The organism is Thioalkalivibrio sulfidiphilus (genome assembly GCF_000377945.1).
Taxonomy (GTDB): domain Bacteria; phylum Pseudomonadota; class Gammaproteobacteria; order Ectothiorhodospirales; family Ectothiorhodospiraceae; genus Thioalkalivibrio_A; species Thioalkalivibrio_A sulfidiphilus_A.
Genome location: NZ_KB898928.1, coordinates 1 through 25,282, shown reverse-complemented (window position 1 = coordinate 25,282; position 25,282 = coordinate 1). Strand labels below are relative to the sequence as shown.

The 25,282-nt window shown below is 67.4% G+C and carries 25 protein-coding genes and 1 pseudogene; 12 read left to right on the top strand and 14 right to left on the bottom strand.

What is annotated here, in order from left to right; translation table 11 throughout:
• The first annotated feature begins 259 nt into the window (after positions 1 to 259).
• The 10 genes and pseudogenes from D580_RS0104435 (at position 260) to D580_RS0104395 (ending at position 10,307) form a co-directional block, all read left to right on the top strand.
• Complete coding sequence (locus D580_RS0104435) at positions 260 to 2,464, top strand: LPS-assembly protein LptD (protein WP_231363488.1); 2,205 nt, start codon at positions 260 to 262, stop codon at positions 2,462 to 2,464.
• Complete coding sequence (locus D580_RS0104430; RefSeq protein ID WP_018953227.1) at positions 2,457 to 3,788, top strand: peptidylprolyl isomerase; 1,332 nt, start codon at positions 2,457 to 2,459, stop codon at positions 3,786 to 3,788. Before D580_RS0104435 ends, D580_RS0104430 begins: the two co-directional genes overlap by 8 nt.
• Before the next feature lie 230 nt (positions 3,789 to 4,018).
• Positions 4,019 to 5,014: a 4-hydroxythreonine-4-phosphate dehydrogenase PdxA gene (gene pdxA, locus D580_RS0104425; RefSeq protein ID WP_018953226.1), complete on the top strand. Its 996-nt coding sequence runs from the start codon at positions 4,019 to 4,021 to the stop codon at positions 5,012 to 5,014.
• Positions 5,015 to 5,045: 31 nt separating this feature from the next.
• Positions 5,046 to 5,381 (top strand): DUF4156 domain-containing protein, encoded by a 336-nt coding sequence (locus tag D580_RS0104420; RefSeq protein ID WP_012639267.1) that lies wholly within the window; start codon positions 5,046 to 5,048, stop codon positions 5,379 to 5,381.
• A 6-nt stretch (positions 5,382 to 5,387) separates the two neighbouring features.
• A pseudogene (gene rsmA / locus D580_RS17055) lies at positions 5,388 to 6,344 on the top strand (16S rRNA (adenine(1518)-N(6)/adenine(1519)-N(6))-dimethyltransferase RsmA); the annotation flags it as partial.
• Positions 6,345 to 6,401: 57 nt separating this feature from the next.
• Positions 6,402 to 7,160: a 6-phosphogluconolactonase gene (gene pgl / locus D580_RS17050; protein WP_081617240.1), complete on the top strand. Its 759-nt coding sequence runs from the start codon at positions 6,402 to 6,404 to the stop codon at positions 7,158 to 7,160.
• Between the two features lie 70 nt (positions 7,161 to 7,230).
• On the top strand, positions 7,231 to 8,247 hold the full coding sequence (glk, locus tag D580_RS0104410) for a glucokinase (RefSeq protein WP_018953224.1): 1,017 nt from the start codon (positions 7,231 to 7,233) through the stop codon (positions 8,245 to 8,247).
• Positions 8,248 to 8,303: 56 nt separating this feature from the next.
• Positions 8,304 to 8,693: a Co2+/Mg2+ efflux protein ApaG gene (gene apaG / locus D580_RS0104405; RefSeq protein ID WP_018953223.1), complete on the top strand. Its 390-nt coding sequence runs from the start codon at positions 8,304 to 8,306 to the stop codon at positions 8,691 to 8,693.
• 90 nt (positions 8,694 to 8,783) lie between these two features.
• Positions 8,784 to 9,392 (top strand): class I SAM-dependent methyltransferase, encoded by a 609-nt coding sequence (locus D580_RS0104400; RefSeq protein ID WP_018953222.1) that lies wholly within the window; start codon positions 8,784 to 8,786, stop codon positions 9,390 to 9,392.
• Positions 9,393 to 9,494: 102 nt separating this feature from the next.
• Positions 9,495 to 10,307, top strand: a complete 813-nt coding sequence (locus D580_RS0104395) for a symmetrical bis(5'-nucleosyl)-tetraphosphatase (protein WP_018953221.1) — start codon at positions 9,495 to 9,497, stop codon at positions 10,305 to 10,307.
• 15 nt (positions 10,308 to 10,322) lie between these two features.
• Here D580_RS0104395 and D580_RS0104390 read toward each other — a convergent pair whose 3' ends face one another.
• From D580_RS0104390 to D580_RS0104345, 10 genes are all read right to left on the bottom strand, one after another.
• Positions 10,323 to 10,910 (bottom strand): hypothetical protein, encoded by a 588-nt coding sequence (locus D580_RS0104390; protein ID WP_018953220.1) that lies wholly within the window; start codon positions 10,908 to 10,910, stop codon positions 10,323 to 10,325.
• A 345-nt stretch (positions 10,911 to 11,255) separates the two neighbouring features.
• Entirely contained in the window at positions 11,256 to 11,972 is a 717-nt protein-coding gene (locus D580_RS0104385) for a sulfite exporter TauE/SafE family protein (RefSeq protein WP_018953219.1), read from the bottom strand.
• A gap of 21 nt (positions 11,973 to 11,993) precedes the next feature.
• On the bottom strand, positions 11,994 to 12,461 hold the full coding sequence (gene ybaK, locus D580_RS0104380) for a Cys-tRNA(Pro) deacylase (RefSeq protein WP_018953218.1): 468 nt from the start codon (positions 12,459 to 12,461) through the stop codon (positions 11,994 to 11,996).
• A gap of 50 nt (positions 12,462 to 12,511) precedes the next feature.
• Positions 12,512 to 12,799, bottom strand: coding sequence for a HigA family addiction module antitoxin (locus D580_RS0104375; RefSeq protein WP_018953217.1), 288 nt, complete (start codon positions 12,797 to 12,799; stop codon positions 12,512 to 12,514).
• Positions 12,800 to 12,808: 9 nt separating this feature from the next.
• Positions 12,809 to 13,087: a type II toxin-antitoxin system RelE/ParE family toxin gene (locus tag D580_RS0104370; protein WP_018953216.1), complete on the bottom strand. Its 279-nt coding sequence runs from the start codon at positions 13,085 to 13,087 to the stop codon at positions 12,809 to 12,811.
• A 444-nt stretch (positions 13,088 to 13,531) separates the two neighbouring features.
• Positions 13,532 to 14,050, bottom strand: a complete 519-nt coding sequence (locus tag D580_RS0104365) for a phosphatase PAP2 family protein (RefSeq protein ID WP_081617238.1) — start codon at positions 14,048 to 14,050, stop codon at positions 13,532 to 13,534.
• Positions 14,025 to 15,191, bottom strand: coding sequence for a glycosyltransferase family 4 protein (locus D580_RS0104360; protein WP_018953214.1), 1,167 nt, complete (start codon positions 15,189 to 15,191; stop codon positions 14,025 to 14,027). The genes D580_RS0104365 and D580_RS0104360 overlap by 26 nt, the downstream gene beginning before the upstream one ends.
• Before the next feature lie 41 nt (positions 15,192 to 15,232).
• On the bottom strand, positions 15,233 to 16,003 hold the full coding sequence (locus D580_RS15170; RefSeq protein WP_038043155.1) for a lysophospholipid acyltransferase family protein: 771 nt from the start codon (positions 16,001 to 16,003) through the stop codon (positions 15,233 to 15,235).
• Positions 15,978 to 16,793 carry a GNAT family N-acetyltransferase gene (locus D580_RS0104350; protein ID WP_018953212.1) on the bottom strand — a complete coding sequence of 272 codons (816 nt, stop codon included), beginning with the start codon at positions 16,791 to 16,793 and terminating at the stop codon, positions 15,978 to 15,980. Before D580_RS0104350 ends, D580_RS15170 begins: the two co-directional genes overlap by 26 nt.
• A gap of 156 nt (positions 16,794 to 16,949) precedes the next feature.
• Complete coding sequence (locus D580_RS0104345) at positions 16,950 to 17,360, bottom strand: rhodanese-like domain-containing protein (RefSeq protein ID WP_018953211.1); 411 nt, start codon at positions 17,358 to 17,360, stop codon at positions 16,950 to 16,952.
• A gap of 121 nt (positions 17,361 to 17,481) precedes the next feature.
• On the opposite strand from D580_RS0104345, the gene D580_RS0104340 reads away from it, so the two are divergent.
• Together D580_RS0104340 and D580_RS0104335 are read left to right on the top strand one after the other, a co-directional pair.
• Positions 17,482 to 18,255, top strand: coding sequence for an MBL fold metallo-hydrolase (locus D580_RS0104340; protein ID WP_018953210.1), 774 nt, complete (start codon positions 17,482 to 17,484; stop codon positions 18,253 to 18,255).
• Between the two features lie 273 nt (positions 18,256 to 18,528).
• Positions 18,529 to 19,206 carry a trimeric intracellular cation channel family protein gene (locus D580_RS0104335; RefSeq protein ID WP_018953209.1) on the top strand — a complete coding sequence of 226 codons (678 nt, stop codon included), beginning with the start codon at positions 18,529 to 18,531 and terminating at the stop codon, positions 19,204 to 19,206.
• A gap of 150 nt (positions 19,207 to 19,356) precedes the next feature.
• Here the strand turns inward: D580_RS0104335 and cfa are convergent, their stop codons facing one another.
• The 4 genes from cfa to D580_RS15165 all read right to left on the bottom strand — a co-directional run.
• The gene (gene cfa / locus D580_RS0104330; protein WP_018953208.1) at positions 19,357 to 20,496 is read right to left on the bottom strand and encodes a cyclopropane fatty acyl phospholipid synthase; all 1,140 of its coding nucleotides are present in this window, start codon (positions 20,494 to 20,496) and stop codon (positions 19,357 to 19,359) included.
• A gap of 182 nt (positions 20,497 to 20,678) precedes the next feature.
• Positions 20,679 to 23,804: an efflux RND transporter permease subunit gene (locus tag D580_RS0104325; protein WP_018953207.1), complete on the bottom strand. Its 3,126-nt coding sequence runs from the start codon at positions 23,802 to 23,804 to the stop codon at positions 20,679 to 20,681.
• Entirely contained in the window at positions 23,801 to 24,877 is a 1,077-nt protein-coding gene (locus D580_RS0104320) for an efflux RND transporter periplasmic adaptor subunit (RefSeq protein ID WP_018953206.1), read from the bottom strand. Before D580_RS0104320 ends, D580_RS0104325 begins: the two co-directional genes overlap by 4 nt.
• Before the next feature lie 148 nt (positions 24,878 to 25,025).
• Positions 25,026 to 25,282, bottom strand: a 257-nt coding sequence (locus D580_RS15165; RefSeq protein ID WP_026290026.1) for a transposase, incomplete at its 5' end; no start/stop codon positions are given.

Genomic DNA, 25,282 nt, shown 5'->3' with positions numbered 1-25,282 from the left:
CCCAAGAAGGCCGTCACCAAGAAGACCGTGAAAAAGGCCGCGCCCAAGAAGGCCGTCACCAAGAAGACGGTGAAAAAGGCCGCGCCCAAGAAGACCGCCACCAAGAAGAAGTCCCGTCGCTGAGCCCCTGCCCGGCGCGGTCACCTGCCGAAAACGGCAGGCTCATCCGGCACGGCCCCTACCCGGGGCCGTTGTCTTTTTCGCGGGATGGCTGTGCGGCATGGCCGCAGCCAGTCCAGCCCGAAAGCGACCAGTTAGCGTGGACCTGCTGAAACGGACATTGTTGACCCTGGCACTGGCGGCGGCTTCGACCCCCGCCCTGGCCGAAGACTTCGATCCCTGGGCCCTGTGCCGCCCGGCGGAGCAGGCGCCGTTCAGCCCGCTGGTGCCTGCCGGCAACACCCGCATCCACCTGTTCTCCGACGAGGCCCTGATCGACCGGCTGGGCATTTCCATCTTCCGGGGCAACGCGGAGCTGTCCCGGGATGGCCGCACCCTGAGCGCGGACGAATTGCGTTTCAGCGAGGCGGAGGGGCTGGCCGAGGCGGAGGGCGGGGTGCGTTTCGAGGACAGCCAGTTCCGCCTGGAAAGCCCGCGCGGCTACCTGCTGCTGAACACGGACCAGGGCCGGTTCGAGGACGCCCGCTACTTCTACGCCCCCATGCACGCCCGGGGCGCGGCCAGCCGGGTGGAGCGCGTGGACGCCGAGCGTTTCCGCCTGAGCAACGCCAGCTACACCACCTGCGACGAGGGCAAGGATGACTGGATCCTGCGCGCCAGCCGGGTGGATCTGGACCGGGAGAGCGGCGAGGGACGCGCCCGCAACGTGCTGCTGCGCTTCAAGGGCGCGCCGCTGTTCTACACCCCGTACATCAGCTTTCCCATCGACGACCGGCGCAAATCCGGCTTCCTGTACCCGAGCATCGGCAACTCCGATGCCTCGGGCCTGGACCTGTCGGTCCCCTATTACTGGAATATCGCCCCGCACCGGGATGCGACCCTGACCCCGCGCATCCTGGGAGACCGGGGGGTGCTGATGGGCACCGAGTTCCGCTACCTCAATCCCCGCAGCCGGGGCGAACTGAACCTGGAATACCTGGATGATCGGGACTACGGCGAGGAGCGGGGCTCCCTGACCCTGCGCCATGAGGCCGACCCACTGCCCCGCACACGCCTGGACGTGCACATCAACCAGGTCTCCGATGCCGACTATCTCACGGATCTGGGTGACTCCCTGGCGGTGGCCAGCACCACCCACCTGGAGAACCGCGCCGACCTGCGTTACACGGGCGACGGCTGGAATCTGCTCACCCGCTTCCAGGGCTATCAGACCGTGGACCCGGCCATCCCTGCCACCGGGCGCCCCTACCAACGCCTGCCTCAGGTGTTGTTCACCACGGCCCCGCCCACCACCCCCCGCCTGCTGGAGGGCAGCCTGCGGGCGGAGTGGGTGGCCTTCGAGCGCCAGGACACCCTCACCGGCCAGCGCCTGGACCTGATGCCCGGGGTGAAGATGCCCCTGCGCCAGCCCTGGGGCTTCCTCACTCCGGGCGTGAAGTACCGCTACACCAGCTATCAGCTGGAGAATGCCGCGCCGGGCACGGACACCCGGCCCGACCGCAGCGTGCCCATCGTCAGCGTGGACAGCGGCCTGTTCTTCGACCGCCCCCTGGCGGACGGCGGCCTGCAGACCCTGGAGCCGCGCGCCTACTACCTCTACGTACCCTACCGGGACCAGGACGAGCTGCCCCTGTTCGACACCGGGCGCATGGACTTCAGCTTCGACCAGCTGTTCCGTGATCACCGCTTCACCGGCGCAGACCGGGTGGGCGATGCCAACCAGCTGACCCTGGCCCTGACCTCCCGGCGCCTGGACCCGGCCAGCGGCGAGGAGCGCTACCGGGCGAGCCTCGGCCAGATCTTCTACTTCGACGACCGGCGGGTGACCTTGGCCCCTGCACCGGCCACCGAGGACCGCTCCAGCCTGGTGGCGGAGGCGGCCCTGCGTCTGGCCCGGGAATGGTCGGCCCGGGGCGCCATCCAGTGGGACCCCCACGGGGAACAAACCGAGCTGGCCACGGCCCAATTGCAGTACCGGGGCCCGGGCCGGCGCATCGCCAACCTGGGCTACCGCCTGCGCGAGGACCCCCTGCGCCCGGATCTGGAGATCGAGCAGGTGGACCTGTCCGCCGCCTGGCCGGTCTCGGCCCGCTGGGATCTGGTAGGCCGCTACAACTACAGCCTGCGGGACGAGCGCGATCTGGAGGTGCTGGCGGGCCTCGAATACGAGAGCTGCTGCTGGCGGGCCCGCCTGGTGGCGCGGCGTTATCTGACGGCGGGTGAGGCGCGGGAGTACAATAACGCCATTTATTTCCAGCTGATCCTCAAGGGACTGGCCGGCCTGGGCAAAGGCCTAGACGAGTTCTTGGGGGAAAGCATTCGGGGTTACGAGACCTATGATTGAGATTCGCAACACACTGTTCGCCCTGCCGGCACTGTTCCTTGCCATACTGCTGGCCTGGCCTGTCCAGGGCCTGGCGCAGCGGCTTGACGACACCCCCGTGGACCACATCGTGGCCCTGGTGGAAGATGACGTGATCATGCACAGCGAGTTGCACAACCGGCTCGACACGGTGCGCCAGCAGATCCTGAGCCGCGGCGGACGGCTGCCGCCGGATGACGTGCTCATCCCACAGGTGCTTGAACGCCTGATCCTCGAACGCCTGCAACTGCAGCAGGCCACCCGCGCCGGCATCCGCATCGACGACATCACCCTCAACCAGACCATGGAGCGCATCGCCCGGGAAAACCGCATGAGCCTGCCGGAGTTCCGCGACCGGCTGGTGGCGGACGGCATCGACTTCCAGGTTTTCCGCGAACAGATCCGCGACGAGATGACCATCGGCCAGCTGCGCCGCCGCCAGGTGGAAAACCGCATCCAGGTGAGCGAGCAGGAGATCGACGACCTGATCGCCAGCGAGTCCGGCGCCATCGACCGGGACGTGGAATACCGGCTGAGCCACATTCTGGTGCCCCTGCCCGAGGGCGCCAATGCCGCCGACATCCAGGCCGCCCGGGAGCGCGCCGAGGCCATCCGCAAGCGCGCCGTCGCCGGGGAGAACTTCTCCGAACTGGCCCTGAGCGAGTCCGCCGGCCAGCAGGCCCTGGAAGGCGGCGACCTGGGCTGGCGCGCTGCCGCCCAGGTGCCCACCCTGTTCGCCCGCAACGTGGTGCTGATGCGCGAGGGCGAGGTGAGCGAGCTGATCCGCTCCCCCTCCGGTTTCCACCTGATCAAGCTCCAGGAGCGCCGCGGCGGCGAGCGGGCGCAGATCACCCAGACCCACGCCCGGCACATTCTCATCCAGCCCACCGCCATCCTGAGCCAGGAAGCCGCCCGTGAGCGGATCACCGGCCTGCGCAACCGCATCCTCATGGGTGACGATTTCGGCGACATGGCCCGCGCCCACTCCGACGACCGGGGCAGCGCCATGCGCGGCGGCGACCTGGGCTGGACCGATCCCGGCGACCTGGTGCCCCAGTTCGAGGAGGTCATGAACGCCCTACCCCCCAACACTGTGAGCGAGCCCTTCCTGAGCCCCTTCGGCTGGCACATCGTGGAGGTGCTGGACCGCCGCACCTACGACAGCTCCCGCCAGCTGATGCGTGCCCAGGCCCGGGAGATCATCCGCGAACGCAAGCGCGAGGAAGAAACCGAGCTCTGGCTGCGCCGCCTGCGCGACGAGGCCTACGTGGAATTACGCCTGCAGACCCGCGTGAGCGGGCTGTAAAGGCATTTTCTCTCGCGGAGGCGCAGAGGCGCGGGGAAAAGACTTTATTCAGAATTTTTTCTCCGTGTCCCCGTGGCTCCGTGAGAGGATGGGTTTTATTGCTGAACATAAAGCCTGTCCTCTCACGGAGCCACAGAGTCACAGGGAAATCCAAATCATTGTTAATGCACTTCTCCGCGTCCCTGCGCCTCTGCGAGAGAACAATGCCTTCTGACCCAACCCGCCCCAGGATGACCACCACCCCACGCATCGCCATCACCCCCGGTGAACCCGCCGGCATCGGTCCCGACCTGGTGGTTGCGGTCGCCCGGGTGCCGTGCGCGGCCCAGCGGGTGGTGCTGTCGGACCCGGCGTTGCTGCGCGAGCGCGCGCGCCTGCTCGGCCTGCCGCTGGAGATCCGCCCCTTCGATCCGCAGACCCCGGCCGCCCCCGACCCGGCGGGCTGCCTCACGGTCATGGCCCATGACCTGAATGCCCCGGTGCGGCCTGGGCATCTGGACACGGCCAACGCCCGCCACGTGCTGGCCACCCTGGAGAGCGCCGTGGCCGGCTGCCTGGATGGGCGCTTCGACGCCCTGGTCACCGGGCCGGTGCACAAGGGCATCATCAACGACGCCGGCATCCCGTTCACCGGCCACACCGAGTTCCTGGCCGAGCGCAGCGGCGCGCCCACCCCGGTGATGCTGCTCGCGGCCGGCGAACTGCGCGTGGCCCTGGCCACCACCCACCTGCCCCTGCGGGCCGTGGCCGATGCCATCACCCCGGCGGGCCTGGAACACGTGCTGCGGGTGCTCAACCAGGACCTGAAAACAAAATTCGCGATCTCCGAACCGAGAATCTTGGTCTGTGGTCTAAATCCCCATGCCGGCGAAGGGGGCCACCTGGGCCGGGAAGAGATCGAGGTCATCGGCCCGGTGCTGGAGCGCCTGCGCACGCAAGGCCTGCACCTGATCGGACCCCTGCCCGCCGATACCCTGTTCACACCCCGGCACCTGGAACACGCGGATGCCATCCTGGCCATGTACCATGATCAGGGCCTGCCGGTGCTCAAGCACGCGGGCTTCGGCCGCGCCGTGAACATCACCCTGGGCCTGCCCCTGATCCGCACCTCCGTGGACCACGGCACCGCCCTGGATCTGGCGGGCAGCGGCCGGGCCGAGGCCGGCAGCTTCATGGAGGCCGAGCGCCTGGCCATTGAGATGGCCCGCTCGGCCCGAGGTCTTTGAACAACCATCCAACACACTCAAGGAGACGACCATGATCCACACCCCGATCCGCACCGGCGCCATCCTCACCGGCGCCCTGGCCATCACCCTGGGCCTCGGCGCCTGCACCTTCGTGCCCGTGACCACCGAGGGCCAGCACGTGCGCGTGGCCACCGCCTCGGATGTGCGCAACTGCCAGCGCCTGGGGTCCACCACCGTGACCATCACCGAGAAGGTGGGCTTCGTGCGTCGTCCCCCGGAGAAACTCGCCCAGGAGGCCGAGGCCACCGCCCGCAATGCCGCCGCCAAGGACTGGAACGGCAACACCATCGTGCCCATGGGTCCGCTGCAGGACGGCCGCCAGGTATTCGACGTCTACCGCTGCTGATCCCCCTTGAGCGAGTCGCACATCCCCCGCAAGCGCTTCGGGCAGCACTTCCTGCACGATGCGGCCATCATCGAACGCATGGTGGCCGCCATCGCCCCCCGGCCGGGGGAGACCCTGGTGGAGATCGGCCCCGGCCTCGGGGCCCTGACCGCACCCCTGCTGGAACGCTGCCGGGTGCTGCACGTGGTGGAGCTGGACCGTGACGTGATCCCGCCCCTGGTGGAACGCTGCCAGGGGCTAGCCCGCATATCTCACCACCCTTCTACTGCGGCCGCCGATCTGCTCGCTGTGACGGGGCGTGCTCACTTCAGCCGGCTTGACGTAGTGTCGGCTACGCCGGCGCCGTCTTCCGCTCCGCGCGCCCCGTCACAGCGGCATCTCGACGCCCTCGCGACGAACGGTGGTGAAATATGCGGGCTTGGTGAACTCGTGGTGCACCAGACGGACGCCCTGCGCTTCGATTTCACCGCACTGGCCCCCGAGGGCGGGCAGCTGCGGGTGGTGGGCAACCTGCCCTACAACATCTCCACGCCGCTGATCTTCCACCTGCTGAAAAGCGCGCCGCGCATCCGGGACATGCATTTCCTGCTGCAGAAGGAGGTGGTGGACCGGCTCGCCGCCGCCCCCAACACCCGGGATTACGGCCGCCTGAGCATCATGACCCAGTACCGCTGCCGGGCCGAGGCCCTGTTCCGGGTCGGTCCCGGCGCCTTCCGCCCGCCGCCGAAGGTGGACTCCGCCTACGTGCGCCTGACCCCCTGGGAGACCCTGCCCCACCCGGCCGCCGACGAGGCCCTGTTCGCCAGCCTGGTCAACCAGGCCTTCACCCAGCGGCGCAAGACCCTGCGCAACGCCGTGCGCGGCATGGCGGATGCCGACACCATCGAGGCCGCCGGCCTGGACCCCGCAGCCCGCCCCGAGACCCTGAGCGTCGCCCAGTTCGTCGCCCTGGCGAACCGCATCCATGCGCACAGGTCTGAACCCGCTCGGGGCGCTGGCCGAGGCCCGGCAGGGGAAGCGATGAATCACCCCCGCGAGCCACAGGTCAGGATCCACGCGGACCCGGAGGAGTTGGCCGCGACCGTGGCCAGCGAGGTCCTGGATCTGGCCGCGCGCTGCATCCGGGCGCACGGCGTGTTCCGCATCGCCCTGGCCGGCGGTCGCACGCCCCGCGCCCTGTACGAACACCTGGCGCAGATCGGCCCCGGGCACGGGGACTGGTCCCACTGGGAGATCTTCTACGGCGACGAGCGCTGTGTCCCCCAGGATGACCTCGACAGCAACCACCGCATGGCCCGTGAGGCCTGGCTCGACCGGGTGCCGATCCCCCCCGAACGCATCCACCCCATGGTCACGGACCCCAACGACCCCGAAGGCGACGCGCGCCGCTACGGCGCAGTCCTGTCCGACCTGCCCCGGCGCGAGGGCATGCCCGTGTTCGACCTGGTGCTGCTGGGCCTGGGCCCGGACGGACACACCGCCTCCCTGTTCCCCGGCACGGACATCCTGGAGGTGACGGATCGGCCGGTGGCGGCCGTCTATGTGCCCCAGAAGGGCAGCTGGCGCATCAGCCTGACCCGCCCGGCGCTGGAGCAGGCCGATGCCCTGTGGTTCCTGGTCACCGGTGCCGACAAGGCCGACACCGTGGCCCGGGTGCTGCATCCGGCCGGCGCCGAGGATGCCGCCCTGCCCGCCGCCCTGCTGGCACCCGCCCGTCCGCCCGTGTGGCACCTGGACCGGGATGCTGCACGGTCCCTGAGCGGTGACGGCGGGGACTGAGGCGACATTGCCCCGATGCTTTCCGGGGGCTCTGAACCCACGACCCGGGACGGTGCAGTACACTACCCGTATGCACGTACTGGCAGCCGACATCGGTGGTACCAAGACCCTGATCGCCCTGGGGCGTCAGGAACGCGGCCGCCTGCACCTGGACACCCCCCAGCGTTTCGAGAGCGCCGCCTTCCCCGACTTCGAGACCCTGGCGCACACCTTCCTCAAGCATGAAGGTGTCGATCCCGCGCGCATCAGCAGCGCCTGCCTGGCCATTGCCGGCCCGGTGGAGGGCGATGCCGTGCGTCAGCAGGCCCGGCTCACCAACCTGCCCTGGCACCTGGACAGCGCCTCCCTGGCCGACACCCTGGGCATCGCCCGCGTGGTGCTGATCAATGATTTTGAAGGCGTGGCCCACAGCGTGGACGACCTGCCCGCCTCCTCGCTCGCCACCCTGCAGGCCGGCGAACCCGATCCCGCCGGCCCGCGCCTGGTGGTGGGCGCCGGCACCGGTCTCGGGGTCTGCGCCGTGTGCGCCAATGGCGCGGGCCTGCTGCCCGGCGAGGGTGGCCATGCCGGCTTCTCACCCACCGATGCGCAGCAGATCCGCCTGTGGCAGTTCGTCACCCGGGAGGAAGGTCGCTGCACCCGTGAACACCTGCTCTCGGGCCGGGGCATCGCCCGCATCGCCGCCTTCCTGCAGACCGAGGGCCACGCGCCCGGCCCCGCCCTGGCCGATGCCATGGCCGAGGGCGATCCCGCCGCCGCCCTGAGCCGTTTCGCCCTGCGCGGCGACGAACCCCTGGCCCGGGAGACCCTGCGCCTGTTCGTGCGCCTCTATGGCGCACAGACCGGCGACCTGGCCCTGGGCGTGCTGCCCACCGGCGGCGTGTATCTCGCCGGCGGCATCGCGCCGCGCATCCTGCCCCTGCTGCAGAACGGCGACTTCATCGCCGCCTTCAGCCGTAAGCCACCCATGAGCCACCTGCTGGCCAGGCTGCCGGTGAAGGTGATCAACGAACCCAATGCCGGGCTGATGGGTGCGGCGCGCTGGGCACTCAACAGTGCAAAGGGTGAATCGGGCAGTGGGAAGTAAATCCCTTTTGAATTTTGAATTTTGAATTTTGAATTATTTGACCAAAGCATAAGACCATGACCGCACAGCACAACCAGGATCACCACATCGAGGTGGACGTAAAGACCACCTACATCCCTGAGCAGTCCGACCCGGACGGTTCCCGCTACGTGTTCGCCTACACCATCACCATCCGCAACGTGGGCCGCGTGCCCGCCAAGCTGCTCACCCGCCACTGGATCATCAACGATTCCAACGGCAAGGTGCAGGAAGTGCGCGGCGAGGGCGTGGTGGGCGAGCAGCCCTACCTGAAACCCGGCGAGGGTTTCCAGTACACCAGCGGCACCATGATCGAGACCCCCGTGGGCACCATGCAGGGCAGCTACCAGATGCGCGCCGACGACGGCGTGGAATTCGACGCCGAGATCCCGGCGTTCATGCTCTCGATCCCACGAACCCTTCATTGAATGCAGTGGCCAGTAGCAAGTCTCAAGTGGCAAGGAAGTTCAATAGATCCTTTGCCTTTCCCTTGCTACTAGCCACTTGCCACTAGCCACTTGTCTCTAAAACACACCTACACCCTCTGGGCCCCCATCTACGACCTGTTCGTGGACCGGGCCCTGCGCGGTCCGCGCCGGCGCAGCCTGGCGCGGCTGGGTGAGGTGGCGGGTCAGGAGATCCTGTTGCCGGGCATCGGCACGGGTCTGGACCTGCCTTATCTGCCTACGGGCGGACGCTACCATGGCATCGACCTGACCCCCGCCATGCTGGCGCGGGCACGCAGCCGCGCCGATCAGCTGGGGATCGAGATCGAACTGCACGAGGGTGATGCCATGGTCCTGCCCTTCGAGGACGACCGGTTCGATGCGGTGGTGCTGCACCTGATCCTCGCTGTCGTGCCTGAGCCCGCGCGCGCCTTCGCCGAGGCCGTTCGCGTCGCGCGCCCCGGTGCACAACTGCTGATCCTGGACAAGTTCCTGCGCCCGGGACAGCGCGCACCCCTGCGGCGCCTGATCAATCCCGTCATCAGCCGCCTCGCCACCCGCACCGACGTGGTGTTCGAGGCGCTGCTTGCGCCGCACCCGAACCTGCGCGTGGTCGAGGACAGTCCGGCACTCGCGGGGGGCTGGTTCAGGCACATACGATTGGTGAAGGACGAAGGGTGAATTGTGAAGTGGGAATAAGCGCTTTCCTTCGCACTTCCCAATTCACCCTTCGTACTTCCATTCGCACTTCCCAATTCACACTTCGCCCTTCACACTTGAGTCATGTCCATCTACGCCGTCGGCGACCTCCAGGGTTGCCTCACTCCGCTCAAGCGCCTGCTGGAGCAAGTGCGCTTCGATCCCGCTGCCGATCAGTTGTGGCTGGTGGGTGATCTGGTCAACCGCGGACCGGAATCCCTGGAGGCCCTGCGCTTCGTGCGCGATCTGGGCGATGCCGCCATCTCCGTGTTGGGCAATCACGACCTGCACCTGCTGGCCATCCACCAAGGTGTGCACAAGGTCCGGCGCAAGGACACAGTGCAGCCCATCCTGGATGCACCCGATCGCGCCGAGCTCATGGACTGGCTGCGTCACCGTCCGCTGCTGCACCACGACCCGCGCATCCAGTGGACACTGCTGCACGCGGGCCTGCCGCCCCAGTGGGATCTGACCACGGCCCGCGCCTGCGCCTCGGAAGTCGAGACCGTGCTGCGCGGCCCGGACCACCCGACGCTGCTGGAACGCATGTACGGCGACGAGCCGGACCAGTGGTCTGAATCACTGCAGGGCTGGGAGCGCCTGCGCTTCATCACCAACTGCTTTACCCGCCTGCGCTACTGCACCGCCGACGGCAGCGTGGACATGGCATACAAGGGCGCCCCGGGCGGTCAGCTGCCACATCTCATGCCCTGGTTCGCCGTGCCCGGACGCAGGAGCGTGGGCACACGCATTGTGTTCGGCCACTGGTCCACGCTGGGACTCTACAAGGGCGATGACGTGCTGTGCCTGGACACCGGCTGCGTGTGGGGGCAACGCATGACGCTGGCGCGGCTGGACAGCAGTGCACTGGAGACGATGCACACCCGCTGCGGGTGAGGCGGGTGTCCCGAATCAGAGCAGCACGGCCTCCAGCGGACGGCGCACGGACCGGGGCATCTCCGGGCCGCGACCGAAGCGGATGACCAGATCGGGTCTCGCCCCCGCGGCACCGACCAGCCCGGCGAACGCCGGTCGCAGCGAGGGCACCTCGACGGGCTGGTTGAGATGTGCCGTGCGCACCCCCAGGGCCGTTGCCTGCAAAGCGAAACGCTCGAACGCGCGTCCCGCCTCCACCCAGTCCTTGAGCTCCCTGACGAAGGCGGGATCGCGTATCTGGGCGGTGTTGCCCTGGATCACGAAGTCGAGCACGTTCTCCATGACCTGACGATCGGTCAGCAGGAGCACGCTGACGCCGGGGCCGGTGCCGGCGGCCTCCAGCAGATTCAGATCAGCGCTGGAAAGCGCGAGCGTCGCATAGCGCACCAGTTCGAGCAGCAATTCCCTGCCCTGCACCGTCTCGCCGCCGCCATGCCGCCAGGTCTGTTCCACATGCCGCTGGTATTGCGTGCGGGCGTTCTGCGCCTTGAGGGCGTAGGCACCCAGGGCGATGCCGGAACCCGCCACCGCCGCCGCGGCGATAAACTGCCTGCTGCTCATCATGGCCGTTTCTCCCAAACCCGTTGAGCCTGCCAGATGGTTTGAACCTAGAAACGGCAGTTGACCGCTCGATTTCCTTCGCCAGGCCCCATGGTCACTGACGATCACGGCTTCGATGACGCTCACCCATCGGGTGAGCCCCGCTACGCACCCGATTGCACGGTTTTCGTGTCGCCTGGCGGCGTTGCGACTCCTCGGAATGGAACGACCATTCCTCGTCGTCGCGCCTTGCCAGACAACACGAAAACCGCACACTCGGGCGCGTTCAACTGCCGTTTCTAGGTTGAAGCATAGATCGGCCTCGCTGGAACCGCGATGGCCGCGGGTCGCCCTCGTGGCAGAGGCGGGTCAACCGTGGATCAGCATGTATCCGGCAATCAGCACCAGCAGGATCGCCACGAACTTCTGGAACAGCTCCCGGGGCATGCGCTCGATGAAGCGCTTGGCCGTCCAGGTCCCCAGCACCATGGCGACGCCCAGCAGCACCGCCAGGGACCAGAAGTCCCGATCCAGGCTGATGAACTGCTGATACACCACGGTCTTGACGCCATGCATGGCCAGGGCGGTCACCGCCTCGCTGGCGATGTAGGCGACCGGGGGCAGGCCGAGTGAAAGGAAGATCGCCGCACCCAGGGGACCCGCGCTGCCCACCAGCCCGGACAGGAATCCGACCACCCCGCCGCCCACCAGCAGCAAGCCGCGCCCGGGCCGCAGCCTAAGCGCGCCGAAAAACTTCAGCCCGACGAACACCAGGATGGCCGCGCCGATGGCCCGGGTGACCAGTTCCTTGGGCAGCTGCACGAACGACAGGGCGCCCAGCACGGAGAGGGGCACGGCCCCGAGCAGAAACCAGCCAACGGGCCTCCAGTGAATCTGCCTGAAGCCGAAGCCGGCGCGGGACAGGTTGCCGATCAGCTGCGCGATGGTGAGCAGGGGCACGGCCTGGACCACGCCGACGGAGGCTACCAGCAGGGGCAGCAGCAGGAGCGCGCCGCCGAAGCCCGCCGCGCCCGAGATGCCCGCCGCGGCGAATGCCGCCAGGAACAGGATCAGGAGATCGGGCATGTCCGCATCATGGTCTGTTGGTTATGCACTGATCTCGGCGAACCGCCCATCCGTCAGGCTGGCGAGATCCCCGGGACTCAACTCGATCTCGAGCCCGCGACGCCCCGCGCTGACAAAGATGCTGGAAAACTGCTGCGCCGAGGCGTCGATGAAGGTCCTCAGGCGCTTCTTCTGCCCCAGCGGACTCACCCCGCCCAGCACGTAGCCGGTCACCCGCTCCACCTCGGTCTTGTCGGCCATGGCGGCCTTCTTGGCGCCTGCGGCACGGGCGATCTGCTTCATGGAAAGCATGGCCGCCACGGGCACCACGCCCACCGCCAGTTCCCGCCCGTCGAGACTCACCACCAGGGTCTTGAACACCCGCTCGGGCGGCAGTCCCAGCTTCTCCGCGGCCTCCAGGCCGTAGGACTCGCTGGCAGGATCGTGGGCGTACTCGTGGACCTTGTGAGCAATACCCGCCTTTTTTGCGACGTTGATCCCTGGAGTCATGTCACCCGCCACCCCAAACAATGGGATGTGCCATGTTCACAGCGTCGCGCTCAGGCGGCAACAAGACGTTCGACCTTCAATTCCTTGCGCCGTTGTTCGGCATGCCAGAGATCGTACTGGGCCTGCTGCTGCATCCAGCTCTCGGCAGAGGTATTGAAGGCGATGGACAGGCGCACGGCCATCTCAGGGCTGATGCCTGCGTGTCCGTTCAGGATGGCGCTGAGCGTCTTGCGGCTCACACCCAGGGCCTTGGCCGCATCCGTCACCGAGATACCGAGGGGTTCCAGGCACAGTTCACGGATGACTTCGCCGGGATGCGGGGGGTTGTACATCTGCATGATTAAACCTCAATGATAATCTTCATAGTCCACGACTTCGGCATCGATGCCATTGAACCTGAAAGTGACGCGCCAGTTGCCGCTGACATTCACCGCCCAGGTTCCCTTGCGCTTGCCTGACAATTCATGGAGCCGCAGCCCTGGCAGGTTCATGTCCTGGGGACTGCTTGCTGCATGGAGTCGGCCGAGGATGAGACGAAGTCTGCGGGCATGACTGGCCTGGATGCCTGCGATCGCGCCTGTGTGGAAAAACCTCTCCAATACCTTGTGCCTGAAGCTCCTGATCATGCCCACATCGTCACCTGTTACGTATCAGGTGTCAATACGCGGCGAGCAAACACCTATGAACATGTGCCGATGGAGGAGAGTCACCCTTCAGTTCTGACCGTCAGGACTCGAGGATTTGACCGTGCCGGGCCTTCCAACATTGCGCAGGGACAAATGCCCTCGCCGGCTGTGCCATCGCTGTGACAGGACATGAGCGACGAAATAGCCCGCAATCGCGGCCGGGATGGCCAGGAGTATTCATGCCGGGTAAACCTCACTGCGGGCGGGAAGGCATGAGACTTAGAGTGAGGCCGGAGGCCATCGGTTTCAAGTGCGGGGGAATTCCATTGAGGATCCACCAACCTAGCCGTCACGCATCGTACAACCATGCTTGATGGCGGGGTCAACGGGGTGGCACCCGGGCCGGGGGCGGAACGGCCAGGACGCCGGCCCCGGCAGGCTCGGCTACAGGGCCAGACTCACCAGGGCCACCGTGGCACCAATGCCCGCGCCGGCCAGCACATCGGTCGGATAGTGCAGGCCCAGCACCAGGCGGGACAGGGCAACCAGCACCGTGAAGGGCACCACCAGGAGCGCCCATTCCGGGTAGTAGGCCAGCAGCACGATGGTGAAACCCACCGCGTGCATGGTGTGGCCGGAGGGGAAGCTGAACTGGTCCAGGGCCGGCACGCTGCGGTGGATCAGGGCATCCCGGTCGCAGGGGCGCGAACGCACCGTGGTGTGCTTCAGCCACTTGTAGATGGGCAGGGCCACTGCGCCCACCACGGCCATGTGCAGGCTGGCCCAGATGGCCTCCCAGCCGTGGATCACGGGCAGGGCGATCATCAGCACGTACCAGAACACGCCATCGCCCAGACGGCTGACCACCGCGAACATTCGTCCCGGGACCGGACGCAGGCTGGCCCGGTTGAACACCAGGCACAGGTTCATTTCCGCTTCACCGATTCGCTGTAACAGACCCATGGGATAGTCCTCCCGCTGCATGCGCCCGGAGCAGTGACTCCAGGGTGTCGTAGATATGGTCCCAGTCCACGCTCAGGGCCCGCTCCCGGGCGGCGGCCCCCAGGGCGCGGATGCGCTCGGGGTCTTCCACCAGGGCGCGGGCGCGGGCCACGAAGCCGTGGGCATCGTCGAGATGCGCCAGGGCCGCTGAGCGGCCGTCGCGCAGGTGTTCCCGGGCGGCGGCATAGTCGTAGGCGACAATGGCCAGGCCGCTGGCCATGGCCTCCAGCACCACGTTGCCGAAGGTCTCGGAGGTGGATGGGAACAGGAACACGTCGCCGCTAGCGTAGTGGCGCGCCAGGTCCTCGCCGGTGCGCATGCCGCAGAACACGAAGTCCGGATGCTGGCGCTTGAGTTCCGCAGCCAGGGGACCGTCGCCTACCAGCACGAAACGGGCGGCGGGGCATTTGCTTTGCAATGCCCGGAAGGCCTCCACGGCGAGACCCAGGTTCTTCTCCGCCGCCAGACGCCCCACGTACAGCACCACCGGCGCGTCGCCCTCCACGCCCCAGTTCTGGCGCAGGTCCGGGTCACGGCGGGCGGGATCGAACAGGCGGGTGTTCACGCCCCGGGCGAGCACCGCGCAGTTGCGAAAGCCCTGTCCGGTGAGCTCGGCGCGCAGGTTCTCCGTGGGCACCAGGGTGCAGTCGGTGCGGTTGTGGAAACGGCGCAGCAGGCCGGCCACGGCGGGTTCGAGAAAGCCCAGCCGGTAGTAGCGGCTGTAGCTGTGGAAGTTGGTATGGAAACCGCTCACCACCGGCACGCCCAGGGAGCGGGCCGCCGCCAGGGCGGAATGACCCAGGGGGCCCTCGGTGGCCAGGTACACCACGTCGGGCGTGGCAGATGTCCAGGCCTTGAGGATCGCGCCGCGGGCGGGCAGGCCGAAGTGCAGGCCCTTGTAGCCGGGGATGGGCAGACCGGGCAGCACCTGTTCGATCAGGCCCGTGATCTCGCCGTTGGGCCTGTCGGCCCGGTGCTGGCGGGGGCGCACCAGATGCACGCTGTGGCCGCGGCCCAGCAGCCCCTGGGTCATGTGGTGCAGGGTGTGGGCCACGCCGTTGATCTCCGGCGGCCAGGTCTCGGTGACGAGCCCTACGCGCATCGCCCCGAACTGTCCTTCCTTGGGAAAGTTCGGGGCCCTATTCATGTGCGCTCCGGGGTGTCGGTGACGGCCTGATTCACCACCACGGCACGCACCGCCTGGTGGGCGGCGTCGGCCAGTTCGCGGCGCTCTCGCCCCTCGGGGTGAATCACCGGCAGGAAGCTCACTTCCACGTCCAGGTGCGGCTCGGCCAGCACCTGGATCACGCTCGACATCAGCACGGCATCGCCATGGTAGGGCGCCGGGCTGGGACGGCCATCCGGGGTGGGCAGGTAGCGGATGGCCACCGGCTGGATCGGGCTGCCCGTGTCCTGGGCCGCCGCCAGCAGGCGGGGATGGAAGCGACGCACGTCGGTGCCATCGGTGGTGGTGGCCTCGGCGAACACGTGCACCCGGCGGCCGCGCTTGAGATCCTCGGCGATGGCCTCGCTGACGGCGTTCGAGGTGTTTGCACCACGACGGATGAACAGGGTGCCGGTGCGCGCTGCGAGCCAGCCGATCATGGGCCAGCGGCGCACCTCGGCCTTGGACAGGAAACCCACCGACTCAAGCCCGCCCAGCACCGGGATGTCCAGCCAGGAGACGTGGTTGGAGACCACCAGCACAGGACCGTCGGCGGGTACGCCCCGGGCGTGCACCCGCACACCCGCGATGCGCGGAATGCGTCCAAGCCACCAGCGCACCGCCCGCTCGAACCGCCCGCGGGGGATATGCCCGTCCCGCTGATGGCCGATGGCCAGGATCGCGGCCATTCCGATGAGCATGTGGGCGAGCAGCAGCATCAGCCTAAACGTGACTCTCAAGGACTTCATGACCGCGTCCCCCTTGGGCCGGCCAGCTGCGGTCCAGGAAGTGACGCTGATAACGGGCGGGGATGTGGTCCATGTTCAGCAGGATGAACACGTCGGCCACCTTGAAATCCGGATCCCAGCAGGCCTCGCCGCAGATACGCGCGCCGATGCGCAGGTAGGCCTTGAGCAGCGGCGGCATGTTGGCGGTGTCGGACACCCGGTCGACCGGCGGCAGGGCGAGGCGTGGCGTGACCCGCAGTTCCGGTGCGCTGAGGTGCTTCTCCCGCAGACGCGCCATGATGGCGTGGGCCTCCGCGCCGCCATCGGCCATGCCGATACTGGCGCAGCCCATCAGGTAATCGAAGCGGTGGATGGCCATGAAGCGCGCCATGCCCGCCCACAGGATGGTGATGGCGCCGCCGGTGCGGTAGTCCGGGTGGATGCAGGTGCGACCGATCTCCATGATGCGACCCGGCAGTGCGCGGATGGCAGTGAGGTCGAATTCGCTCTGGGAGTAGAAGCCACCCGCGGCACCGGCCTGCTGGTCGGTGAGGATGCGCGTGCTGCCCACCACCTGACCCGTGACCGAATCGCGCACCAGCAGGTGATGGCAGAAGGCGTCGTAGTAGTCCCGGTCGAGCCCCTCTTCCGCACCCTCCACCTGCGCGCCCATCTCCTCGGCGAACACCTGGTAGCGCAGCCGCATGGAGGCCTCCACGTCCGCCCGGGTGGCCGCCAGCTCCACGTGCAGGGCATGGGACGGCTCGGATCGGACGATGTCCTGATCGGACAGCGGGGCGGCATGGCGCATGGTGCAGTCTCCGGTACTCACTGTTGCGCATGCTATGACCCTCCTTTGTCAGGGGTGTGACGGGATGGTGACGGATTAATGAACGAAGTGAGAATTGGGAAGTGAGAACTGAAAGGCATTTACTTCGAACTTACCAATTCCCACTTCTCACTTCATTTACGGCAGTTGCCCCTCATACGCCCCCGCCGCCATCTCGTAGTCCTCCGCCTCCCACATCTTCAGCCCGCCGGATAGGCTGCGCACCTTGCCGAAACCCATCTGCTGGAGGGTGTCGGCGGCCATGGCGGAGCGCCCGCCGGTATTGCACAGCACCACGATGGCGCGGTCCTTAGCGGTGTACAGGGCCTCGATGCGGTGGGGGTTGTTGGGATCGGCGGCGCCTTCCAGCATCCCCCGCGGGATCAGCAGGCTGCCGGGGATGTGGGCCTTCTCGTATTCGTAGGGCTCGCGGATGTCCACCAGGAGCAGGTCCTCGCCCTCCTCCAGGGCCTCCTGCAGGTCATCGGCGCTCACCTCCTCGACGCGCTCGCGGGCTTCCTTGATGAAATCACTCAGGCTCTTGGACATGGCTACTCCGGATCGGCTTGAAAGCAAGATGGTGAATGACCGGCATCTTGACCAGTGTCAAATTTGCCGACAGCAAAGCCCGTTATTTTAGGACACCCCAATCCACAAGGACATTTACGCCATGGCCACGGTGCTATACGACGACGGCAACCATCGATGCCTATCCTTCGGCGACCTGGTCACCGGGGAGGGGGTCCAGTCCAACCAGTTCCTGGTGATCCATGGAGAACACGAGGCCCTGATCGATCCCGGCGGCGACCTGACCTTCACCGCCCTGTCCATGGAGATCAGCAAGCACATCCGGCTGCAGGACCTGGACTACCTGGTGGCCTCCCACCAGGACCCGGACATCATCGCCTCCCTGTCCAGCTGGCTGTCGCGCACCAACGCCACGGTGGTCTGCTCCCGCCTCTGGTCGCGCTTCGTGCCGCACCTGATCCCTGGGTACCTGGGCAGCCAGGTGGGCGGCCGCTGCCTGGCACTGCCCGACGGCGGCGGCGACATCCCCATGGGCGATGCGGTGCTGAAAGCGGTGCCCGCCCACTTCCTGCACTCGGTGGGCAACTTCCAGTTCTACGACCCGGTGAGCCGCATCCTGTTCTCCGGTGACATGGGGGCCTCGGTGATCGACGACCCCGCAGGCAGCCCGTTCGTGGAGGACTTTCAGGCCCATATCCCGCACATGGAGGGTTTTCACCGCCGCTACATGGTGTCGCGCAAGATCACCCGCCTGTGGGCCAACATGGTGCGTCACATGAACGTGGACATGATGGTGCCCCAGCACGGTCCGGCCTTCCGGGGCAAGGAGATGATCGGCCAGTTCCTGGACTGGATCTCCAACCTGGAATGCGGCATCGACCTGATGACCCAGGAGAACTACAGAATGCCGAGTTGAAGTGCGAAGTGGGAATTGGGAAGTGGGAAATGAAAAGCAGGACTTCGCACATCAAAGCCCCATGGGGCGGGCCGTGCCCGCCGTCCCGGCCCTGGTCAGTGCCGGGCAGCACCTGTGGGGCGCCCTATGGACGAGCCTGTGCAACAAGCGCGAAGCGATCCACCTGCTTCGCACTTCCACATTCGCACTTCCACATTCGCACTTCCACATTCCCACTTCCCACTTCAAACTCCCTAGCCAGCAGACCCAAGCCACTCCCGGAGCCACACAGCCATGATCTCCCCCGCCGACGGATTCACCCTGCCCATCTATTTCGATCTCGGCGCGGTGTTCGTGTTTGCACTCTCCGGCGTGGTGGTGGCCATCCGCAAGGGCTACGACATCGTGGGCATGTTCTTCCTGGCGCTCGCCACCGGCGCGGGCGGCGGTCTCATCCGTGATGGGCTATTCCTGCAGCAGGGTCCTCCCCTGTTCGCCACCAACCCCGAGTACCTGGCCGTCATCGCGGCGGCGGCGCTGGTGGGCCTGTTGTTCGGCGATCACCCGTTTTTCAACCGCCGCGGCGTGGCCATCATCGACGCCGCCGGCATCGGCGGATTCGCGGTGGTGGGCATCGAGCTGTCGCTCGCGGCGGGCCTGAGCGTGCCGACGGCGCTGCTGGTGGGGGTGATCAACGGGGTGGGCGGCAGCGTGATCCGCGATGTGCTGGCGGGCGACCCGCCCCTGATCCTGCGGCCGGGGCAGTTCTATGCCCTGGCGGTGCTGGGCGGCTGTTTCTCCTACATGGCCCTGACCCAGTGGCTGGGACTGGCCGTGGTGCTGGCCGGCTGGCTCACCATCCTGATCACCTTCGCCATCCGCATGCTCTCCATCGAACTCAACTGGAGCACGCGGCCGGTGAGCCGGGAAGGCTGGATCCGGTTCCTGAAACGCAAGAAGGGAGATGAGTAGGAGCGGCGACCCCGCCGCGAATTCACCAAAACCTGAAAGGCCGTCCTCTCGCGGAGGCGCAGGGGCGCGGAGTTAGGGCGTTGAATGGATTTCTTTGCGCCTTCGCGCCTTGGCGAGAGGGCAGTGTACTTCGGCCCGGGGTCGGGCCTCCTACAGGGGTCTTCGGTAACCCCCCGGCACACCGTTCGGACTCAGCACCAGCTGCCAGACCTGGATGGTGCGCGCGCGGAAGGCGCCGGCGCAGGCCTGCAGGTAGTACTCCCACATGCGCTTGAAACGCTCGTCGAACTGTCCGGAGAGTTCCGGCCAGGCGGCCTGGAAGTTCTCGTTCCAGGCAATCAGGGTCCGGTCGTAGTCGGCGCCGATGTTGTGCAGGTCCTCGATGATGAACTGGTCCTCCACCGCCTCGGCGATCTGGTCCAGGGAGGGCAGGTCGCCGTTGGGGAAGATGTAGCGGTCGATCCAGGGATCGGGGGTGCTGTGGCGGCGGTTCTTGCCGATGGTGTGCAGCAGGAACAGGCCGCCGTCCTTGAGGCAGCGGCGCGCCACCTGGAAGTAGGTGTGATGATTCTTGTGGCCCACATGCTCGAACATGCCGACGCTGGCGATGTGGTCGAACTTCTCGTCCAGCTCCCGGTAGTCCATGAGCCGGAACTCCACCGGCATGCCCTCGCACAGCTTCTGACCGTGGGCGGCCTGTTCTTTGGAGATGGTCACGCCGACGCACTCCACGCCGTAGTGCTCGGCGGCGAACCTCATGAAGCTGCCCCAGCCGCAGCCGATGTCCAGCACCCGCTGGCCGGGCTTGAGATCCAGCTTGCGGCAGATCATGTCGAGCTTGGCCTCCTGGGCCGACTCGAGATCCGAGGCCTGCGCCCAGTAGCCGCAGGTGTAGGTCATGCGGCGATCGAGCATCTTCTCGTAGAAGCCATTGCCCAGGTCGTAATGGACCTGGCCCACCTGCCAGGCGCGGCGCATGTTCTGCAGGTTGAAGAGCCGGTGCCGGATAGCATGAATGGCAAGCCGGATAGGGTGTTCCACCTCCCGGTCGAGCCGGGCGGCCAGCACCCGGGTAAAGAACTCGTCCAGGCGCTCGGCGTGCCAGTCCCCGTCCATGTAGCTCTCGCCCAGACCCAGGCTACCGTAGGCCAGCACCCGCTCGGCCACCGACTCATCGCGCATGATCATGTCCCAGGGGCGGTCGCCATTGATGCGCACGTCCGCCTTGTCCAGCATCTCCCGGATGATGGCGAGGGCGGAACTGTCATGGAGATCCTGGGAGGTCGGCAACTGCCGGGGGGCAGTCCCCCGTTGCGGTACCGAACTGGGGTCACGAAGGCCGTGCTGGGGCATATTGGGTCGGCTCCCTGCCAGGGGTCCTGGCACTGAGTAATTGCGCGGACTCCTATCGAATATAGACCCTGTGTGACAGATGACAGATAGATTGTGCCTAAGACCTCGATAGCCCTGAACTATTGAGCCGGCCCATGTGCGCGTCCGCGCCGATCCCCCCAGACCAGCATGGCCGGGGTGACCAGCAGGGTGAGCGGCGTGGCCACCAGCAGGCCGCCGGAGATGGCGGTGGCCAGCTGCACCCAATACTGGGTGGAAGGGGCACCGATGCTGAAGTCACGGCCGGTGAAGTCCACGGTGAGCCCGAACACCATGGGCGTGAGGCCCAGGATGGTGGTGATGGTGGTGAGCAGCACCGGGCGCAGGCGCTGGGCGCCGGTGCGCAGCGCCGCCTCGACGGCGTCCAGGCCCTGGCGGCGCAGCACGTTGTAGGTGTCGATGAGCACGATGTTGTTGTTGACCACGATGCCGGCCAGCGCGATCACCCCCACCCCGCTCATGACGATGCCGAAGGCCTCCTGGCGCAGGATCAGCCCGAGCAGCACCCCGGCGGTGGAGAACACGATGGCGGAGAGCACCAGCCCCGCCTGGTAGAGGCTGTTGAACTGGGTGACCAGGATCAGGAACATCAGGAACACGGCCAGCCCGAAGGCCAGCTCCAGGAAACCCAGGGCCTCGGCCTGCTCCTCCGCCTGGCCCCGGAAACGGATCTCAACCCCCTCCGGAAGCCCCTCCTGCGCGATGGCCGCCTGCAGGCGGCGCACTTGGTCGTCCACCAGCAGGCCCGAGGCCGCATCGGCGCTGACCGTGAAGCTGCGCCGCCCGTCCACCCGCTTGATGATGCCGGTCTTGGGCGCGGGGCGGAATTCCACGAAGTTGCTGATGGGCACCAGCCCGTAGGCGGTGGGCACCCGCAGGTTCACCAGCTGCGCCAGGTTGCGCTCATCGAAGGGGAACCGCACCCGGATGTCCACCTCCTCGTCGGCATCCTCGGGCCGGTAGCCGCCGAGCCGTATCCCCTGGGTCACCATCTGCACCGCGTTGCCCAGCAGGCCGATGTCCGCCCCGTAGCGGGCCGCCTCCCGGTGGTCCACCTCCACGCGCAGTTCCACCCCGGGCAGGGAGCGGTCGTCCTCCACGTCCACGAAGCCGCCCAGACGGTCCATGTGGGCGCGTATCCGTGACACAGCCTGGTCGAGTGCCGCCACCTCCCGCCCCGAGACCTCCACCTGGATGGGCTTGCCCTGCTGCGGGCCGCCCTCCTGTTCCCGGAACTGCAGCACCAGGCCCGGCAGGTCGGCGGTCTCGGCGCGCAGGCGGGCGAGGATCTCGGCGGCGGGCGGGCGCAGGCGCCAGTCGATCAGCTCCAGCTGAATCACGCCGATCACGTCCTCGGCATAGTCGGCCATGAGCCGCTCCCGGGGCGTGCCGATGGTGCGCGCGTAGACGGTCTGGATCTCGGGCACGTTCAGCAGGCGCGCCTCCACCCGGCGCACCAGGGCGTCCGCCTCCCACACGGAGAGATCGCCCCGGGCCTGGATCTGCACCTGGGCGAAGCGCGGCTCCACGTGGGGGAAGAAATCCACGCCCCGGCCGAACTGGCCGTAGGCGGCGTAGGCCGCCACCACCAGGATGACCGCCACCGAGAAGGTCTGCCCCGGGTGGCTCACCAGGTAGCGCAGCAGACGCACGTAACGGGCGGTGAAGCCGTCGATGTGGTCGTAGTCGCCGCGCTCGGCGGCCTGGATGCGCGCCACCTGCGCCGGGCGGCTCGCGTCCCGCGCCCCCACCAGGCTGCCCAGGGTGGGGATGAAGATGAGCGCCATGAGCAGGGAGGCGGTGAGCGTCACCAGCACCGTGGCGGGCAGGAAGAACATGAACTCACCCACCATGCCCGGCCAGAACAGCATGGGGAAGAACACCGCGAGCGTGGTGAGCGTGGAGGCGATGATGGGCCAGGACATGCGCACCGCCGCGCGCCCGAAGGCCTCGCGCCGGTCCATGCCCTCGGCCAGATAGCGGTCCGCCTGCTCCACCACCACGATGGCCCCGTCCACCAGCATGCCCACCACCAGGATCAGCGAGAACAGCACCACGATGTTGAGGGTGAAGCCCATGAGATGGATGGCGAGTATCCCGCCCAGGAAGGCGCCGGGGATGGCCAGCCCCACCAGCCAGGAGGAGCGCCCGCCGAGTGCGGCGACGATGGTGAGCATCACCAGCACGATGGCGAGGATGACATTGTTCTCCAGATCCCCCAGCAGATCGGCGATGTCGTCGGCCATGTTCTGCAGGTGATCCACCCGCACCGCCTCGGGCCAGTCGGCCCGGGCCGCCTCGATCACCGCCATGGCGTCGTTCACCGTGTGGATGATGTTGGCACCGCCGCGCTTGCGGATCTCAAGCGACACCGCAGGCTGGCCGTTGATGCGCGCAAAGCCCTCCGGGTCCTTGAAGGTGCGCCGCCCGGTGGCCACGTCGCCGAAGGTGACCACCGTGCCCGCGTCCACCATCACCGGCAGGTTGAGCACGTCCTCCAGGGACTCGATTACCCCCGGCACCTTCAGCGTCACCCGTCCCGCGCCGGTGTCCATGGCGCCGGCGGCCACCAGGCGGTTGTTGCGTTCGATGGCCTGGATGAGCTGCTGGTAGGGAATGCGGTAGGTCTCCATCACCAGGGGATCGACCATCACCTCCAGCACGTCCACCCGGTCGCCGCCGATGTTCACCTCCAGCACCCCAGGCAGGGACTCCAGCCGGTCGCGCAGGTCACGGGCGATGCGCACCAGGGTGCGCTCCGGCACCGGCCCCGAGAGCGTGGTGGTGAGCACCGGGAACATGGACAGGTCCACCTCGATGACCTGGGGCTCGTCGGTGCCCTGGGGCAGTTCGCCGCGCACCAGGTCCACCTGCTCGCGCACGTCGGCCAGGGCCTGGCGGTTGTCGTAGCCCGGCTCGAAGTCCAGGCGGATGAGCGCGAAGCCTTCGCCGGCCCGGGACTGCAGTTCCTTGAGCCCCGCCACGGGCAGCAGCTCCCGCTCCAGTGGGCGCACCAGCAGGCGCTCGCTGTCCTCCGGCGAGATGCCCGAATAGGTGACCGAGACGAAGAAGATGGGGATGTCGATGTCCGGCGCCGCCTCCTTGGGGATGGAGACGTAGCTGATACCGCCGGCGGTGAGGATCAGCAGCAGCAGGAGCAGGACCGTGCGGTTGCGATCCAGGGCCGCCTGAATCAAGGCGTTCATGAACCGGCGCCTTCCTCCACCACCCGCACCGGCTCGCCCGCATTCACGAAGCCCTGGCCGATGGTGATGATGCGCGCAGCCTCCGGCAGACCGGTGACCCAGACACCGTCGGCATCGGCGCGCACCACGTCCACCACGTGGAAGGCCACCCGGTCGTCGTCATCCACGGTCTTCACCCCCAGGCGCCCCCGGTCGTCCAGACCGATCAGCGCCGGCGAGATACGCTGGGCCATCACCTGTTCCACCGGGATGCGCACCTGCACGCTCACCCCCGAGGGCAGCACGCGCTCCTCGTTGGGCACGGTGATCTCCACCCGGAAGGTGCGCGTGGCGGTGTCCGCCCGGGCCGAGATGTAGCGCACCGTGCCGGTGTGCTCGCTGCCGTCCACGAAGATCACGTGGGCCGGACCGCCCACCTGCACCCGATGCACGTTGTGCTGCGGCACCTGCACCACCGCGCGCAGGGGATGGTTCTCCAGCACCTCGGCCACTGGATCAGCCCGGCCGACGAAGTCGCCCACCTCCGCGTAGCGATGGTTGACCACCCCGGCGATGGGCGCACGGATCTGCGTGTTGGCGATGTCCAGGCGCACGGCTTCCAGCTCTGCCCGGGCCGCCTCCAGCTCCGCCAGTGCCGTCTCCACCCGCAGCTGCGCCTGAAAGCCCTCCCGCGCCAGCTGCTGGGCGGCGCGATAATCGGTCTCCCGCCCCCTGACTGTCGCCTCGGCCCGGCGCAGCCGCGCCTCCCGGTCGTCCATGCTGATGCGCGCGATCACCTCGCCTGCGCTCACCCGCTGTCCCAGTTCCACCGGCAGGGCAGCGATGCGCCCCGCCGTCTCCGCGCGCACCGTCACCCGCTGATCCGCCTGCACCTCGCCCTGCAGCGTGAGCAGCCGCTCCACGGTCTGTGCCGCGCTGCGCATCACCGCCACGGTCATGGGCTGCGCCTCGGCGCGCTGGTTGATCTGAGGCGGCTCCCGGGTGAGCACCCCGCTCAGGATCCACAGCGTCAGCAGCAGTGCGACACCGGCGATGGTGAGGGCGGAACGGTTTCGGGCGAAGAAGGAGGACATGGGAGAAAGTCTAGCCGCTGAAGTTGACCGGGGTATTGACGGGGCTCAGGTGACACTGGGGTGAAACAGCAGTTTTGCCACAGAGGACACAGAGGTCACAGAGAAAAAGGCGAGCCAAGTATCATGATCGTAGATACTCCGTTCCCAGTCAAGCCTTAGCAATGTGTTGATCGCTAAACAAAGCCGAGGCATCGAAGGGTTTGCCGGTTTTGATGCACGCCCACAGTCCGGTGAGGTACTTGCGCATCACGGCGCACAGAGCCTGGATTTTTTTCTTGCCGCGGGCGACAAGTGCCTCATAGAACGCCTTGGCCCGGGGCTCGTGCCTGATGGCCGCCATGGCCGGCATGAACAGTGCAGAGCGCAGGTAGGCATTACCAGCCTTGCTCAGCCGTCCCGGCTTGT

Bases quoted from the DNA above. Each gene is read 5' to 3' on its own strand.
- D580_RS15170 (WP_038043155.1), bottom strand. From the start codon at position 16,003: ATGAAGTCCTTGAGAGTCACGTTTAGGCTGATGCTGCTGCTCGCCCAC.
- D580_RS0104390 (WP_018953220.1), bottom strand. From the start codon at position 10,910: ATGATGAGCAGCAGGCAGTTTATCGCCGCGGCGGCGGTGGCGGGTTCC.
- D580_RS0104420 (WP_012639267.1), top strand. From the start codon at position 5,046: ATGATCCACACCCCGATCCGCACCGGCGCCATCCTCACCGGCGCCCTG.
- pgl (WP_081617240.1), top strand. From the start codon at position 6,402: ATGAATCACCCCCGCGAGCCACAGGTCAGGATCCACGCGGACCCGGAG.
- D580_RS0104395 (WP_018953221.1), top strand. From the start codon at position 9,495: ATGTCCATCTACGCCGTCGGCGACCTCCAGGGTTGCCTCACTCCGCTC.
- apaG (WP_018953223.1), top strand. From the start codon at position 8,304: ATGACCGCACAGCACAACCAGGATCACCACATCGAGGTGGACGTAAAG.
- D580_RS0104335 (WP_018953209.1), top strand. From the start codon at position 18,529: ATGATCTCCCCCGCCGACGGATTCACCCTGCCCATCTATTTCGATCTC.
- D580_RS0104340 (WP_018953210.1), top strand. From the start codon at position 17,482: ATGGCCACGGTGCTATACGACGACGGCAACCATCGATGCCTATCCTTC.
- glk (WP_018953224.1), top strand. From the start codon at position 7,231: ATGCACGTACTGGCAGCCGACATCGGTGGTACCAAGACCCTGATCGCC.
- D580_RS0104375 (WP_018953217.1), bottom strand. From the start codon at position 12,799: ATGCAGATGTACAACCCCCCGCATCCCGGCGAAGTCATCCGTGAACTG.
- D580_RS0104360 (WP_018953214.1), bottom strand. From the start codon at position 15,191: ATGCGCGTAGGGCTCGTCACCGAGACCTGGCCGCCGGAGATCAACGGC.
- D580_RS0104350 (WP_018953212.1), bottom strand. From the start codon at position 16,793: ATGCGCCATGCCGCCCCGCTGTCCGATCAGGACATCGTCCGATCCGAG.
- D580_RS0104320 (WP_018953206.1), bottom strand. From the start codon at position 24,877: ATGTCCTCCTTCTTCGCCCGAAACCGTTCCGCCCTCACCATCGCCGGT.
- pdxA (WP_018953226.1), top strand. From the start codon at position 4,019: ATGACCACCACCCCACGCATCGCCATCACCCCCGGTGAACCCGCCGGC.
- D580_RS0104385 (WP_018953219.1), bottom strand. From the start codon at position 11,972: ATGCCCGATCTCCTGATCCTGTTCCTGGCGGCATTCGCCGCGGCGGGC.
- ybaK (WP_018953218.1), bottom strand. From the start codon at position 12,461: ATGACTCCAGGGATCAACGTCGCAAAAAAGGCGGGTATTGCTCACAAG.
- D580_RS0104370 (WP_018953216.1), bottom strand. From the start codon at position 13,087: ATGATCAGGAGCTTCAGGCACAAGGTATTGGAGAGGTTTTTCCACACA.
- D580_RS0104365 (WP_081617238.1), bottom strand. From the start codon at position 14,050: ATGGGTCTGTTACAGCGAATCGGTGAAGCGGAAATGAACCTGTGCCTG.
- D580_RS0104430 (WP_018953227.1), top strand. From the start codon at position 2,457: ATGATTGAGATTCGCAACACACTGTTCGCCCTGCCGGCACTGTTCCTT.
- D580_RS0104345 (WP_018953211.1), bottom strand. From the start codon at position 17,360: ATGTCCAAGAGCCTGAGTGATTTCATCAAGGAAGCCCGCGAGCGCGTC.
- D580_RS0104325 (WP_018953207.1), bottom strand. From the start codon at position 23,804: ATGAACGCCTTGATTCAGGCGGCCCTGGATCGCAACCGCACGGTCCTG.